Below are 15,670 nucleotides of genomic sequence, written 5' to 3' on the forward strand. Positions count from 1 at the left end.
TGGATCAACAAACTCCACACAACCGGATAGATCACCACCAAAAACAAAATCTCACTTCAAGCATCATGATGAATTTTCAAGATCATTCAACCGGAACTAAAAAATGTCTTTAATGCATCGCACGCCCCATCGCTCAAAAAATTCTCATGGAACGACTTTAACCAATACTTTTTTCATCCCCTGTGTGGCACTTTTCGCAGGGCATGCCATAGCCCAGGACGGTGAAGATTCCAGCAATGCAACAAAGCTGGACACCATTGTCGTCACGGGCGAGAAGATGGAAAGATCATTGCACCGGACCGCCAGTAGTGTATCTGTCATCACCGCTGATGATGTCGAGAGCGAGCCACAGGCACAAACGGTTCCCGATATTCTGGATGGCGTACCGAATATACTGTACACAAGCAAGACAGACGCACCGATAATTCGAGGCGTTGACACCAAAGGGCCTGTTAGAGCAGGGAATGCCTATCTGTCCAAACCGGTTCCACGAGCGACAATCAGTGTAGATGGCCGCTATCTCAGCTCGGCCGAATACGGCATCGGCGCCGCCACGCTGTGGGATGTCGACTCGATCGAAGTCTTCCGCGGGCCGCAGACTACCAGCCAGGGAGCCAATAGTATCGCAGGCGCCATTGTCATTAACACCAAGGATCCGACGTTCACCCCTGAATGGGGAGGCCAGCTATTATATGGTAGCGAAAACAAGCAACGTGCCTCCTTCGTCGCATCTGGACCACTGTCTGATGACTTCGCTGCACGTCTCGCCCTCGACTATAGCGGACGAGATACTTTCGTCTCCTACACCAACCCCGAGTTTACGGCGCACGACAAGGATCTGGATTTCGAGAATTTCAACGCACGACTCAAGGCTCTCTGGCAACCACTCGATATCCCCGGGATCGAAGCGAAATTCACCTTTTCTCACACGGAAGTTGATCGTCCATCAAGCGAACCTGTATCGAAACCATACAAGGATCATAATAGCGAAACCCTTTATGTAGACACTCAAGAGACGGTAAGCGACACAGCCATACTCGATCTTGACTATGATTTCGGCAATGATGTGCGCATCAGCAACCAGCTTCAATATTCTTCAGGGGAGTTTAATTTCTACTTCTCTCCACCGTTTTCCGGAACTGCGTCCCGGGACTTTGACAACATATCCAACGAGCTGCGCCTTAATTTCGGCAGCACGGAATCGGAATTCAGTGGTTTCTCCGGAGTTTACTATTCACACGAGAACTCCAAGAACAAGCTTGACAATAGTCTAGGATGGACCGATGCCGATATCACACAGGATAGCCTCGGTATTTTTTCCGAAGTTTCGTGGAGATTCATCGACGACTGGACGCTGACAGGTGGGCTACGCTACCAGCGTGACCGTATACAGCATGAAGGTATTGCAAGCTATGTTCCAGATGTCGATTATGCCTATGACGAAACCTTTGATGCGGTGCTTCCCAAAGTCTCCCTTGCCTACGATATCTCGGACGATGTCACCGTGGGTGCGTTGATCAGCAAAGGGTATGTTCCGGGTGGAACGGGTGTCGATTTCTCAGGAGGAAAATACTACACCTTCAATGAAGAAACCGCTTGGAACTATGAACTCTTCACTCGAGCAAACTTTCTCGATGATCGTCTCTTCCTCTCCAGCAACCTCTTCTATACAGTCTACGAAGACTCGCAACGTTCCGTCACCGATTACACTGACGATGGCCGGAGGAGCTCGATAATCGTCAATGGGGATGAAGCAAAAGCCTACGGCCTCGAGATGAATACTGACTATCAGGCAACGGATGCCCTTCGTCTGCATGCTGGACTTGGTCTCTTGAAAACAAACGTCAGTGAGTTCAATGACTCTCGAGGCTCAGAATTCGTTGACAATGAGTTTTCCCAATCTCCCGGCTACATGTTCAATATTGGCGCCGCATGGGATATCAATTCACAGTTCCGTCTGAGTGGGGACATCCGTCATACGGATGGTTATTTCTCGACCGATGATAACGACCCGAGCCTTCATGTCGATTCCTACACCCTTGCCAATGCCAAGTTGACGCACTACCTGACCGACAATATCGAGCTCTTCGCTTATGTCGACAACATCTGGGATGAAGATGCTCCGACGCAGAAATTCACCGACCGCTCTGCCGGGGTTTCTGCCTATATCGTATCTCCTCGTGAATTCGGGGTAGGGCTGAAAGCCAGCTTCTGATACAGCGATGCCGGCTATTTTCTTCCTTTTGTGGAGAAGTGGCCGGTATACCGTAGCCCAGTTTCCAGCCCACAGGACTCCTGTTACTCCTTCGCCCCCCTTTAATTTGGAACCCGCACCGATGATGGAAAATCAGCCAGAGAGCCAACCAGATTCCAGACTTTCCAACCATGAAGAATATATCTGGATGCAACAACAGAGCCCCGACAGCTCGTTGAGCGAGTTGCGCGCATGGAAACTAGGCGACAAGGTCGAACTATCCCGACTGCTGCAAGCCCTCCAGACACTGACGCAGCATTACCCCGAGCTCGATGCCCGCTACCGCTTCCGTGATGATGGCGAGCTGGTCAAGACGTACGCCGCCTCCACCAGCCCCAGAGTCGATCTCCGACAGGCACACACAACCTCGGACATGGCGCGTCAACTTGTGGAATGGCAGGAGGTTCATTGGGACCTCGAGAGAGTTCCTCCTTTCAAGGCAGCGATCATCCATTGCAATGAAGACGTCATCCTGGCACTTGCTGCCCACAAGATCCTGGCTGAAAGCTGGTGCGTTTCCCGCATTCTGCAGACAGTGTCCGGGCTCTACCTGGATGAGCCTCTTGCTTCTGCCCGACACGTCCTGCCTGCCGAACGGGTACCGGCGCTCCCTTCGAGCGTGGCGCCCATCCAGTGGTCTCGCAATGCCTCAGGGCATGCCATCCAGAGTCTCCAGACACCCTTGGTGCCTCTCGGCAGAGCCCGGTATCTGGCCCTGAAATACAAGGTCTCTCTATCGACACATGAAATCCCCCTTGCCCCTATCGCCAGCGAGGGAGTGGATATCACGACGCTCCGGGTCATCATTGCCACGCATTTTGCCCGCTTCATCGCCGAAACGGGACAACATGAAACGATCGGCTTGAGCCTGATCACTCCTGGGGGAACTCATCGGCTGACACTTCGCCCTGGCGATGGTGACGTGCTGGCACACCGCACGATAATGGAAACGATCAAAGGGCATGCCTCCTCCATCTCGGAACCTGATGATGCCCTGCCCTGGATCGAGATCAACCTGACCGGAGGCCTGACAAGCCCTGATGGCATCATCGATCAGGAACTGCTGATTCCCACCCGCGAGGCTCATACCGACTTCATGCTTGCCATCATGCCTGACCATGGGTCATCCATTGACCTCGTCCTTACCACCGGCCAGGCGGTTTCCTCGCATGCGGGCGTATTCCTCCTCGATCGCTTCCTTTGCCGATTGGCATCAGGAGAACCATCCGTGTCGGGCCTGGATACGCAGCCAGCTACCAGTGCCGAAGACACAAGAGAAGACGTCGCCGACCGGCTGGATATCGCCATGATTATTCTGGAGGAGTTTCGCACTACACTCGGCGCCCCCGAAATGCAGCAGGATGATGATTTCTTCGACTTTGGCGGCCACTCTCTGCTGGCAACACGCATCATCGGCCGTCTACTGGATTCGCACGGATTGGAAGTCAATTTCAATGACTTCTTCGACGCTCCTTCGGCAGAAGCGCTTGCCGCTCGGATATCGGTGACGAGAGCTGACTGCAGCCCCTCTCCTTCTCCCCCCCAGACTGTCGCTTCTTCCAAGGCTCCTCTCGCGCTGGCCCAGACCTCGTTATGGAAGGCCTATGCCGCTCACGACTTTGGCACTATCTTCAACCTTCCCTTCGGGCTGGAGTTTTTGGACGCCGTTGACGAGAGCCTGTTCGAACAGGCCTTCAGGGATGTGCTCAAGCGGCATGCAGGCCTGCGTACCCTGTTCTACCAGCAAGACGGCAGGACATGGCAGCAGGCCATTTCCATCTCGGAACTGGCCGATTATCGCTGGTTCTGGACCAGCCGCGAAAGCCAGGGCATCACCCTGCAGGACGAGGCTTCACACCGCTTCGATCTAGCGAGCGAGCTGCCGCTCCGCGTCCGTTTCCTGCGCGACTCGAAAACCGGGAATCAGGTTCTGTCACTGCTCGTTCATCACATGGCGATTGACGAGTGGTCTCTCAATACCGTGATAGACGACTTGCGACATGCCTATCTTGCTCGCAGCTCGGGCAGCGAACCCCTCTGGACAAGACCGGCTCCACCCTTCCACGACTTTGCCCATCAGCAGCACACCGCGGGAGTCGATCCAGGCCATCTTCAATACTGGAAGGACCGACTGGCCGGAGCCAACTCCCAACTGCAACTTTTCAGTGGAGATAAGCCGGAGGAGACCGAAACCGCCTCCCTGGCGGCGGACTGGATCGAACAGCCACTCACGCAGGAAATCAGCAATCGGCTCTATGCCATTGCGCGACACCACAACGTTTCGCTGTTCAATGTCATCTATACCGCCATTGCACTGACATTGCACAGCATCGGGCAGTCACGGGACATCGTCATCGGTACCTCCGCTTCGGGACGCACCGACCCGACGTTTTACGAGACGGTCGGCTACTTCACCACTATGGTCGCCCACCGGATCTCGGTGACGCCCGAAATGCCGATCGCCAGGCTACTCGACAACATTCAGCACCAGATCGGCGAGTCGATGGCCTATGCAGATGTACCAATCGACCTCATTCAACAGGCGCTAGGCATGGCAGAGGGTGATGGCCTGCCGTTCGAAGCCTATGTGCAGATCCACGCCAAGAATGCCCTGAATGGCTCCCTTGCCACCGCAGATGGAGAAACCATCAGGTACCGCCAGATCGATCCAGACAAGAGCGAGTCGATGTTCGACCTTCAGTTCGAAATCATGGAGGACAATATCGAAGGCGAAAATCACCTGCGCTTGGTGATCACCTATAACGCTGACCGCTACCACAAGGAGCAGGCCGAAAAGCTCGGTGCCACCATCCGCAAGACGCTCTCCTTCTTCGCCGAGCATGAGTTGCTGAATGCGCCGGTCAGCGAAGTGACCCTATGAACAGGTGACGACGTATGATGCCTGCCAGCCTGCCCTCCAAGGCATGGCTGGCAGGCAAACCAGTTACTACAGAATGGCCCTCGCGCTGCCTGGATCCGCTACCGGCGACCGATGCAGGCTCAGCCGCGGTAAGCCTTGAGAACATCATCCATGATGATGTTGAGTGGCGTAATGCTGGCCCCGGTGACATACCAGGCTTCCGGGTCGACGAAGATCACGCGATCATTCTTCCACGCCTTGGTTTCGCGCAGAAGCGGGTTCGCCAGACTCTCGGCATTCAGCACGGGGCGATGCTCCATCACGGCGGTACGATCAATGACGAAAAGGATGTCGGGATCGGATTCCTGAATGAACTCGCTCGAGATCGGCTGGCCATGTAGTCCTGTTTCAGGTGAGGTACTGGCTGGCTTGACGCCTAGAGTGTCAAATACGAAGCCATAACGCGAATTGACACCGAAGGAAGCAAAGGTGCCATTGTTGTGCATCACCACGAGGGCTTTTTCCGGACGTCCTTCCGTGACGTTCCTCACCTCCTCAGCCTTCTCCTCGAGCTCCTCGCCTTTTTCCCTTGCCAACTCCTGCTTGCCAAAGATCCTTCCCAGTGTCATCAGGTGGTCCCTGATCACCTCAATATACCCACTCTGGCTGTTACGATAGTCGACATCGAAGTGAAGCACCGGAGAAAACTGACTTATTTCATCATAATGATTCGCCTGGAGGGACGTCATCAATACCAGGTCAGGATGAAGCTCATAAACCTTCTCGATATTGGGTTTGACGATGAACCCCAGATCCATGACATCCGGATCATTCTTGTACTGGGACAGGAAATCAGGCACGAAATCCTTGGGAGCTCCCGCCACCTCGACGCCAAGCTGGTCCAGAAAGTCGAGTTCGTTCATATCGAGAACAGCAACGCGTTCTGGCCGCTCCTCGATCACCGTCTTCCCCAGGCTATGCTCGATAGTCATCGGACTGAAGGCACCAGAGGGATCGGTATGTTCCTCATCTTTCCCTGCCTGAGCGACACCAGGTGCCAGGGACAGCATGGCAACGGCCAGCGCAGCCGCTCGTCCACCACTCTTGATATTCTCGATCATCGTATTTCTCCTCTCGGGGTGAAGTAATTGCACAGACGTCCATTGCCATTGCTCAGGATCTCGAAATCCAGCGAATAAAGGTCGCGAAGCCTTTCCTTGGTCACGACATCATCGACGCAACCAGAAAAATGGATACTCCCTTCCTTCATCGCGACAATATGATCGGAATAGTTGGCGGCGAAGTTGATGTCATGGATGACCGTTACCACGGTTCTTCCATGGTCATCACACAGGCAGCGCAGGGCGCGCATGATCTGTACCTCATGCCGCATGTCGAGATTGTTCAATGGCTCGTCCAGCAACAGATATTCCGTCTGCTGAGCGATGGTCATGGCCAAGAAGGCCATCTGGCGCTGGCCACCACTCAACTCATCGATATAGGCTCGCCTCAGTGGGGCGAGCGACAAGAACTCGATGGCCTCATCGACGATGTACTGATCCTCACCGGTCAGGACACCTCGGTTATAGGGAAAGCGCCCGAAGGCGACGAGCTCCTCGACCCGCAGACGCAGGTTGAAGTCAGGTGACTGGCGCAAGGTGGCAACACGCTTGGCGTAATCGGCAATCTTGATACCCTTGACGCTCTCGCCATGCAGGCGGATATCCCCTCCGCTTGGCTCGAGGAGCCGAGCCATCAGCATCAGCAACGTCGACTTTCCAGCGCCATTGGGGCCAATGAGCGAAGTCAGACAGCCTGATGGGAAGCGAGTCTCGACCCCGGACAGTACCACCTTGTCGCCATAACGCTTGTGCAGGTTGGTGATCGTGATCATACGGTTCCTCGAGTGCGAACCATGAGCATAAGAAAGTAGGTACCACAGACCAGATTGATCAGGATTCCAATCGTGGTCTTGTAGTTGAAAACGTGTTCCACCATGAGCTGGGCGATGATGAACATGCCCGTGGCAATGGCACATCCCATCGGCAACAGGACCCGATGCCGTGGTGATCGGGCCAGCGCATAGGTGATATTGGCGACGAATATGCCCATGAAGGCCGTGGGGCCGATCAGGCTGGTCGAAACGGCCACGAGAACCGCAATCAAGGCCAGGTAGAGCTTTACCTTGGCCTGATAGTCCACCCCCAGGGAAATGGCCTGGTCACGGCCCAGAGCAATCACATCGAGCACCGGCAGGTCCTTGCGCCCCACCACGCACACGACCGCTACAAGAATGGCGGAATAAAGCAGGCGTTCAGGCTCCACCCGTTCGAAGGATAGCTGAGCGAAACCCTGAAAGATCGCGAACTCTCCGGGACTGATTCTGAGCTGGATGAACTGGGTGAAGGTACTGATCACCATGGTCAGGACAAGCCCGACCAGCAACAGAAAGAAGACGTTGTTCTTTCCCTGCCGGAACAACCATCGATGAATGGCCCAGGAGTACACCAGCATCAGTAGAATGGAAATGAAATAATTGGCGTTCTTGCCCAGTACCACCAGGCTCGAGACTCCCATCGTCAAGATCAGCAGAGACTGCAGCAGCAGATAGACAGCCTCATAGCCCATTATCGCTGGTGTCAGAATTCTGTTGCCGGCAATGGTCTGAAACATGATCGATGACAGCGCAACACAAACGCCACCAATGAGCATGGCAGCGAGTCGGGACAGGCGCTTGGGAATGATGTAGTCCAGGTCAAGGCCGGAGTTCACCAGCACAAAGGTCGCTGCCAGGATGACAAGCACGCCCCATACGAAAATCCGGTTATCCCACCGCATTATCTATTTTTCCAGATGATCAGTATCAGAAACATGAGCCCACCTATGCCTCCTGCCGTGAGCCCGATCGGAACTTCGAAGGGATAGATCAGCAGTCGACCGAAAATATCGCAGGCGACCAGGAGAGTAGCGCCCCCCAAGGCGACGATGGGCAGGGTTCGACCGAGATTGTCGCCGTAATAGAGCACGACGAGATTCGGCACCACCAGGCCGACGAAGGGAATGGCGCCGACCGTGATCACCGTAGCGGCCACGGTAGTCGAGACCAGCAGCAAGCCCAGAGTCACGGTCCCCGAATAACTCAGGCCGAGGCTGGTAGCCATGCTCTCGCCCATGCCCAACAGCGTGAAGCGATGCGCAAAGGCATAGGTCACGATGACGACCGGCAGTATCAGGTAGATGATCTCGTAGTGGCCTGCCACGACGCGGGAGAAATCCCCCATCAGCCAGCCCTGCATGCTTTGCAGAATGTTATTGCTGTAGGCGTAGAATTCGGCGGCAGCACTGAGAACGGCCCCGAACATCAACCCGATCACGGGCACCAGGACCATGTTCTTGAACTTGATCCGCCGAATGATGGTCACGTAGACCAAACTCGCCACGAAGCAGAAGGCCAGTGCGAACAGCATCCGGCCCAGCGGGCCCATGGCCGGCGCCAGGGTCAAGGCCACCAGGATCCCCATCTTGGCCGCATCGAGCCCACCGGAAGTAGCCGGCTCGACGAAACGGTTGCGCACCACTTGCTGGAGGATGACCCCACAGGTCGAGAGCCCGATACCGGCCAATACCAGGGCGGCAAGCCGTGGCAAGCGACTTGCCGTCAGTGTCAGCCAGGCATCGTCGGACATCGACAGCAACTGCACCAGGCTGACCTGCTTCACTCCCACCAGCAGCGAGACAAGGCAAAGCAGCACGAAGCAGAGCGACAACCCCCACCGCATCACGAGGTTGAACCTTCCACCACCCCGGCCACCGGCTGAATACGCCAGCCCTTGGCGGCCCTACGCTGCTGCAGGAATCGCGCATAGGGTCCGCCGCTGGCCTGCAGCTCGGCATGCGAGCCACGTTCGGCGACCTTGCCGTCATCCAGCACCAGGATCTGATCCGCCATTTCCACGGTCGACAATTGATGGGCAATGACGATCAGAGTCCGCTCCCCACGCAGTCGCTCCAGGGTGTCGACGATGACTCGCTGGTTCTCGACGTCCAGCGCGGCCGTCGCTTCGTCAATCAGCAGAATGGGCGCATCCTTGATCAAGGCGCGAGCAATCGAGATGCGCTGGCGCTCGCCACCGGAGAGTCGCGCGCCCCCCTCGCCGACAGTCGTCTCCAGTCCCTCCGGCAGGCGCGCGATGATTTCATCGACGCCGGCCAGTCGGGCCACCTCCATCAGCTCGGCGTCACTGGCCTCAGGACGACCGAGGCGAATGTTATCGGCAATGCTGCCCTGGAACAGGTAGCTGTCCTGAAAAATCTGGCTGATCTGACCGGCCAACGCCTCGCTGGAGATCTCTCGCACATCCACACCTCCCACCGATACGCTGCCGCCGCCGACATCGAAGAAACGGGCAATCAACCGCACCAGGGTGGTCTTGCCCGAACCGGAAGCCCCGACCAGCGCCGTCATGCTGCCCGGCTCGACACGCAGGCTGACACCACTGAGTACTTCGGGCTGCTCCGGCGCATAGCCGAAATGCACATCGCGCAGCTCGACCGAAGCATCGCGGGGAGCTTGCGGCCTGACCGCCTCCGGCAAGGGAGATGCCGACAGGATCCGGCCCACGGCATCGAGTTGATTGCGTGCACCACGCAGTGCTTCACCATACCCGGCCAGGTCCAGCAGCGGTTCGCTGAAGCGGTTGGCCAGAATCAGCGCCACGACCAGCGCAATGGCGGACGTCGGCTCCACCACCGCTCCCGGCTGAGCGCTCAACCCCAGGACGGCCGTGACCAGTAGTGCCGCAAAGACGGCCTGAATGACCCAGGTGTTGAGTACCACAGAGACCATCGACAGTCGGATGAGCCGAATGCCGGCACGGTGCTGACGTTCGATGGCCTGCTCCAGAAAGCGCATGCCACCTCCCTCGCCATTGAAGGCCCGCAGCACCGACTGCGCTTGGGCGAACTCCACCACACGCCCGCTGGTCTGCGCCGAACTATGATGATAATCGGCATCCGCCTGGCGCCCCAGGCGAGCGGCAAGCAGGAAGACAGCTGCCAACAGGGGCAGCGCCAGCAAGGCGATCAACCCCATCTGCCAGTGCAATCCGAAGAGCGCTACCACAATCACCAGCGGCGTCACAGCTCCGCTGATGACGGGCGTGAAGACATGCGCCGGCAACTGGGCCACTTCCATCAGGCCATGGGTGACGACATGGTTCAGCCGCGTCGTGTTATCCGGCGTGAACCAGCCAACTGGCAGGCTTGCGACATGGTCGCCGAGGCGTTGACGGGCCCCTTGCAGCACAGCAATACCGACACCGATACCGGCCTTTTCCACCTGCCGCCGCCACCACCAACTGGCCACCACGCCCACGACCAATACGATCAGCCACCCTGCGGCGCCAGCGCCATCCCCGGCCAGCAATCGGCTCAACACGGGTACCACGGCCACGATGCTCAAACCGCTCAGCACTCCATAGAGCACAGCCATCCCGACATAGCGACGAAAGACCGGAAGGTCCTCGCCCAGTAGCTTCATGAAAACCTTCATCATGCCTGCACCGCCTGTTGTTCCCTGCTCTCGTAACCACCCGACCGCCACAGCTGTGCATAACGCCCGTTACGCGCAAGCAACCCGGCGTGATCGCCCTGCTCAAGAATGCTGCCGTCCTCGATCACAATGATCCGGTCGGCATGCATGACGGTATCCAGCCGATGCGCGATCACCATCAGGGTGCGCCTCCGGGCAAAGCGCGACAGGGCCTCCTGCACGGCAGCCTCGCTCTCGGCATCAGCCGCCGCGGTCGCTTCATCGAGCACCAGCAACGGTGGGTCGAGCAGCACGGCCCTGGCAATGCTGACACGCTGCTCCTCGCCCCCCGACAACAGGGCGTCTTCACCAATCACCGAATCGTAGCCCCGCGGCAATTCCAGGATGCGCTCATGGATATTCGCGGCACGGGCTGCGGCTTCAATCTCTTCCTCGCTGGCCGACGGCCTGCCCAGGGCGATGTTCTCGCGCAGGCTGGCATGGATCAGGCGCACTTCCTGCAGCACGAAGCCGATGTGCCGGTACAGCTCGAGCGACTCGATATGACGCATATCGGCTCCCCCAAGGGTGATACGCCCTTCACTCGGATCGAAGAAGCGCAGCAGCAACCGGGCCAGCGTCGACTTGCCGGCCCCCGACGCACCGACAACAGCGGTTACCGTGCCCGGCTCCAGCGTGAAGCTGACATTCGAGATCACCCTGTTCTGGCCATCATAGGCATACCCGACCTCTTCGAAGCGCACTTCAGTACTCGCCGGGTGCTGCCGTTCCTCGGGTGAGAGCTGCTCCAGGGTGGGCGTTTCGAGCAGCGCCTGGACTCGCTGAGCCGCCCCCGTAGCATTGGCGACGCCATGCTCAAGAAATCCCAGCAGCATCAAGGGGGCAGAGATGCCAGGTGCCACCAGGGCGAACGGCAACACCGTCAGCGGATCTATCCAGCCCAAGAGAACGAACAAGGTGCCGGACATCAGAACCATCCCCAATACCGTGACCGGCGCAATCAAGGCATTGGCATTGGCCAGTGGCGCCACCAGCGGTTGGGTGAAATTGAGAAAGGCCCGCAGGAATTCATCAACCGCTTCACGGTAACGACTGTGCGCCTTGCCGCTCGCACCGAATGCCTTGACGACGGGAATGCCGTTGATGAACTCGACCACGGCGTTGTTGATCATCGTCTGGCCGGCCACGAAGTCGCGCATGCGCTCTTCACTGATGGACTTCTTGGCCGAACCGAAGATCAGGTAGTAGAAGGGGAACGGCAGCAACGACAAGATCGCCATGCGCCAATCGAGCAGGAACAGGTAAAGCACCGAGATGCCGATCGCACCGGCGCAGCGCCCCAGGGTCGTGTAGTAATGTGCGGTCAGCTCGTGTAGCGCACCGATGTCATCCTGGATGACCTGCTTGACCTCACCCGAAGCTCGCGTCGTGAACCAGCCCAAGGGAACCTGTGCCAGGCGCTTCGCCAGCGACTGGCGCAGATGGCGGGTCAGCCGGTTGTCGGCCAGGTGCACCAGGAACTCGCTGAGGGTCACCAGCGCCAGCCCCAGGAAGAGACAGACGAGACTGATGATGGCTGTCCACCAGAGTTCGCCGCGTACCGACGCCTCCATGTAGGCCGTCGATGTTCCGACCTCGCTGCCCCCCAGCATCAGGGTCGCAATATGCGCAATACCCGCCAGAGGCACCAGTGTCAGCATCGCTCCTGCAGCCGCCATCATGACGGCAACGACCAACCACCCCCGAATCGGGCGCAGCAGTCGACGGATGGGGTTGGATTGCTTTTCTCTACTCACTGTCACCTCGTCGCTCATCGCGTGTCCACGGTCCCTGTGGCTCGCCGCCCCTTTCAGCAGCGTCAACGGGCTTGTTCATTGGCACTCCCTCGCAGTGCAGTCGGTTCCGAAAGCAGGAAATGGCATGCCTCGCGGCATAGAAAGCCACCAGTTCGGCAATCAGGTCAGCGAGCCCTCACCGATCTAAAACGCCGACATCATCGGATGGGCACCGGACGTGTGGCTCATTCTCCATTTCCTCGCCTCCCCTTCCCCATTCCTCCTTCCTCATCCGCCCTGGAGCAGTTTTTCGCCCCAGGAGGATTGACAGGGCAGAGGACTCAGACTCTATTATTGAAAAACAATGATAACAATTATCATTTAATTTCCAATTTGAGGCAACAGCGATGCCACGGACACATGACGATGCCACGCGGTTACAGTTCGTCTCCCCGGAAAGAGGCCTCCATGCTTCGGGTGTGATGGCACGGATCACAGCGCCCGCCTGGGAGGGGTGGCAACCAGATGGCGACTTTCAGCACGCCATTCGCTCTACCATGGAACTGGCCCAACAGGCCGGCCAGCAGGCACCGATCGTCATGGGGGCGATCCCCTTCGATACGCGCCAGCCGTCTTGTCTCTATGTTCCCCGCCACTACGAGTGGAGAGAGCCGACACCATTGCCGGCAGATACGGGAGACAACGCCTCGGCCTCACTCGCCGAGGCCTCTGACATACCGCAGGAAGCGGCATTCAAGCAGGCCGTACGCCAGGCTATCGCCAATTTCCAGCACAGCGACATCCGCAAGGCGGTCCTGTCACGCATCCTCGAGTTGCGCTTATCCAACGCGGTGAATATCGACCAGCTGCTCATGCGCCTGCGTCGCCAGAACCCCGGGGGTTATCAGTTCCGTGTCCCCATGGCCGATGGCGCCACCCTGGTTGGCGTCAGCCCGGAGCTGCTGCTGCGCAAGGAAGGCACGGCCATCAGGTCCAATCCCCTGGCCGGTTCGGCCAAGCGTCAGGCCGATGACGAGCAGGATCGTGCAATGGCAGAACGCTTGCTGGCATCGGCCAAGGATCATCACGAGCATCGGCTGGTGATCGAGGAGATACGCCAGGTCCTCGGCCCCTGCTGCACCAGCCTGGACATTCCCGAATCGCCTTCGCTCATCGGCACCTCGGCGCTTTGGCACCTTTCCTCCAATCTCGAAGGGCGCATCGCGGATCCTGCCACCACGGCCCTGCAGCTGGCCTGCCGCTTGCATCCGACCCCTGCCGTATGCGGCTATCCCACCGAGTCTGCACGCAAGTTGATCGACCTGGTCGAGCCCTTCGATCGCGGCCTGTTCACCGGCATGGTGGGCTGGTGCGATGCCGAGGGTAACGGGGAGTGGGCCGTGACCATCCGCTGCGGCAGCATCAAGCACGACACCATTCGCCTGTTCGCCGGTGCCGGTATCGTCGAAGCCTCACAGCCCGATGCCGAATGGGCCGAGATCCAGGCCAAGCTGGGCACCATGCTCAATGCTTTCGGCCTCGATGCCTCGCAACTTGCCACACACTCCTGGTGTGACCGGCCCGCAGATGAGGTGGTGTCATGACGCTGCCCTTCACGCCCTGGCCCGACGAGATGGCCCGACACTATCGCCAGCAGGGCTACTGGATCGACGCCCCCTTGACCCGTGGTGTGGCATACCAGGCACACGAACGCCCCGATGCCATCGCACTGATCTGTGGCGAGCGCCAGTTGAGCTATGCCGAACTCGATCGGCGTGCCGCCTGCCTGGCGGCCAATCTCACCGCCCGAGGACTGGGCAAGGGAGATACGGCTCTGGTCCAGTTGCCCAATGTCGCCGAGTTCTACCTGGTATTCCTGGCACTGCTCAAGGCCGGTATCGCCCCGGTCAATGCACTCTTCAGCCATCGCCAACTGGAGTTGAGCGCCTACGCCCGCCAGGTGCAACCGCGCCTGGTCGTCGCCGCCCGTCAGCATGAACTGTTTGCCAATGACGACTTCCTGAGTGAGCTGCATCGGCTGTCCCCCCACCTCTCTGCCACCCTGCTGCTGGGAGCCTCCGACCGCGAGACGAGTCTCGAACACTGGCTGGAAGCCCCTTCCGAGACGGGCTGGCAGGAAAGCCACACGGCTCCCGACGAGGTTGCCTTCTTCCAGCTGTCCGGCGGCAGTACCGGCACACCCAAGCTGATCCCCCGGACACATAACGATTACGACTACAGCGTTCGTGCAAGCGCCGACATTTGTGGTCTCTCCACCGAAACGCGATTTCTCTGCGCCTTGCCCGCGGGCCACAACTTTCCCATGAGCTCTCCAGGGGCTCTCGGCGTCTTCCATGCAGGAGGTTGCGTGGTCATGGCTCCCAACCCTGAACCCCTCGGTTGCTTCGAGCTGATCGAACGCCATGCCGTCGACATGGTGGCCCTGGTCCCTCCAGCCGTAGCGCTCTGGCTGCAGGCAGCTCCCATGCATGCCAAGGCGTTGCGCTCGCTACGGCTGCTGCAGGTCGGTGGTGCCAGCTTTGCCGAGGCCACGGCCCGGCGTGTTCCCGAGGTGCTGGGCTGTCGCCTGCAGCAGGTCTTCGGTATGGCCGAGGGCCTCGTCAACTACACCCGTCTGGATGATGACGATGACCTCGTTTTCACCACCCAGGGGCGACCGATCAGTCCCGCTGACGAAGTCCGGGTAGTCGACGAACAGGGCGTCGAGGTGGACGACGGTGAGACCGGCATGCTCGCGGTACGCGGTCCCTATACCTTCCGCGGCTATTACAACAGTCCCGAGCACAATGCCCAGGTATTCGACGCCGATGGCTTTTACTACTCGGGTGACCTGGTACAGCGCATGCCAGGGGGGTACCTGCGCGTGGTTGGACGCATCAAGGATCAGATCAACCGGGGCGGCGAGAAGATTGCCGCCGAGGAGATCGAAAACCTGTTGCTGCGGCATTCCGACATCACCCATGCGGCCCTGGTTGCCATGCAGGATCCCCTGATGGGGGAAAAGAGCTGCGCCTTCCTCGTCGGCTCTGCCGAGCTGCGTCCTCCAGCTCTGCGTCAGTACCTGCGTGCCCAGGGAGTGGCCGAATACAAGCTGCCTGACCGGTTCCGCTTCCTCGATGCCCTGCCCGTCACGGCCATCGGCAAGATCGACAAGCAGCAGTTGCGCAAGCAACTGGCATCCACCACCACTTCACCCTCGCATTGAGAGA

Annotated in this window: 10 protein-coding genes; 4 read left to right on the forward strand and 6 right to left on the reverse strand. The window is 58.5% G+C overall.

Annotated elements, in window-relative coordinates; genetic code table 11:
- Window positions 1-103 precede the first annotated feature (103 nt).
- Window positions 104-2,215, forward strand: a complete 2,112-nt coding sequence (locus HELO_RS10095; RefSeq protein ID WP_013332583.1) for a TonB-dependent receptor — start codon at window positions 104-106, stop codon at window positions 2,213-2,215.
- A 121-nt stretch (window positions 2,216-2,336) separates the two neighbouring features.
- Window positions 2,337-5,135: a condensation domain-containing protein gene (locus HELO_RS10100; protein ID WP_162301212.1), complete on the forward strand. Its 2,799-nt coding sequence runs from the start codon at window positions 2,337-2,339 to the stop codon at window positions 5,133-5,135.
- A gap of 119 nt (window positions 5,136-5,254) precedes the next feature.
- Here the strand turns inward: HELO_RS10100 and HELO_RS10105 are convergent, their stop codons facing one another.
- Genes HELO_RS10105 through HELO_RS10130 form a run of 6 tightly spaced genes read right to left on the reverse strand, consistent with a single transcriptional unit; the run spans window position 5,255 to window position 12,461 of the window.
- A complete protein-coding gene (locus HELO_RS10105) occupies window positions 5,255-6,235 on the reverse strand; it encodes a siderophore ABC transporter substrate-binding protein (protein WP_013332585.1) in 981 nt (326 codons plus the stop codon).
- A complete protein-coding gene (locus HELO_RS10110) occupies window positions 6,232-7,008 on the reverse strand; it encodes an iron ABC transporter ATP-binding protein (protein ID WP_013332586.1) in 777 nt (258 codons plus the stop codon). The genes HELO_RS10105 and HELO_RS10110 overlap by 4 nt, the downstream gene beginning before the upstream one ends.
- The gene (locus tag HELO_RS10115) at window positions 7,005-7,952 is read right to left on the reverse strand and encodes an iron chelate uptake ABC transporter family permease subunit (protein WP_013332587.1); all 948 of its coding nucleotides are present in this window, start codon (window positions 7,950-7,952) and stop codon (window positions 7,005-7,007) included. The genes HELO_RS10110 and HELO_RS10115 overlap by 4 nt, the downstream gene beginning before the upstream one ends.
- Window positions 7,952-8,893 carry an ABC transporter permease gene (locus HELO_RS10120; protein WP_013332588.1) on the reverse strand — a complete coding sequence of 314 codons (942 nt, stop codon included), beginning with the start codon at window positions 8,891-8,893 and terminating at the stop codon, window positions 7,952-7,954. Before HELO_RS10120 ends, HELO_RS10115 begins: the two co-directional genes overlap by 1 nt.
- Window positions 8,893-10,668, reverse strand: a complete 1,776-nt coding sequence (locus HELO_RS10125) for an ABC transporter ATP-binding protein (protein ID WP_041602072.1) — start codon at window positions 10,666-10,668, stop codon at window positions 8,893-8,895. Before HELO_RS10125 ends, HELO_RS10120 begins: the two co-directional genes overlap by 1 nt.
- Entirely contained in the window at window positions 10,665-12,461 is a 1,797-nt protein-coding gene (locus HELO_RS10130; RefSeq protein WP_198410704.1) for an ABC transporter ATP-binding protein, read from the reverse strand. The genes HELO_RS10125 and HELO_RS10130 overlap by 4 nt, the downstream gene beginning before the upstream one ends.
- A 461-nt stretch (window positions 12,462-12,922) precedes the next feature.
- Here HELO_RS10130 and HELO_RS10135 point away from each other — a divergent pair, with 461 nt between their 5' ends.
- Together HELO_RS10135 and HELO_RS10140 are read left to right on the forward strand one after the other, a co-directional pair.
- Window positions 12,923-14,044, forward strand: a complete 1,122-nt coding sequence (locus HELO_RS10135) for an isochorismate synthase (protein WP_198410705.1) — start codon at window positions 12,923-12,925, stop codon at window positions 14,042-14,044.
- The gene (locus HELO_RS10140; protein WP_013332592.1) at window positions 14,041-15,666 is read left to right on the forward strand and encodes a (2,3-dihydroxybenzoyl)adenylate synthase; all 1,626 of its coding nucleotides are present in this window, start codon (window positions 14,041-14,043) and stop codon (window positions 15,664-15,666) included. Before HELO_RS10135 ends, HELO_RS10140 begins: the two co-directional genes overlap by 4 nt.
- Window positions 15,667-15,670 lie beyond the last annotated feature (4 nt).

The organism is Halomonas elongata DSM 2581 (assembly GCF_000196875.2).
Lineage (GTDB): Bacteria > Pseudomonadota > Gammaproteobacteria > Pseudomonadales > Halomonadaceae > Halomonas > Halomonas elongata.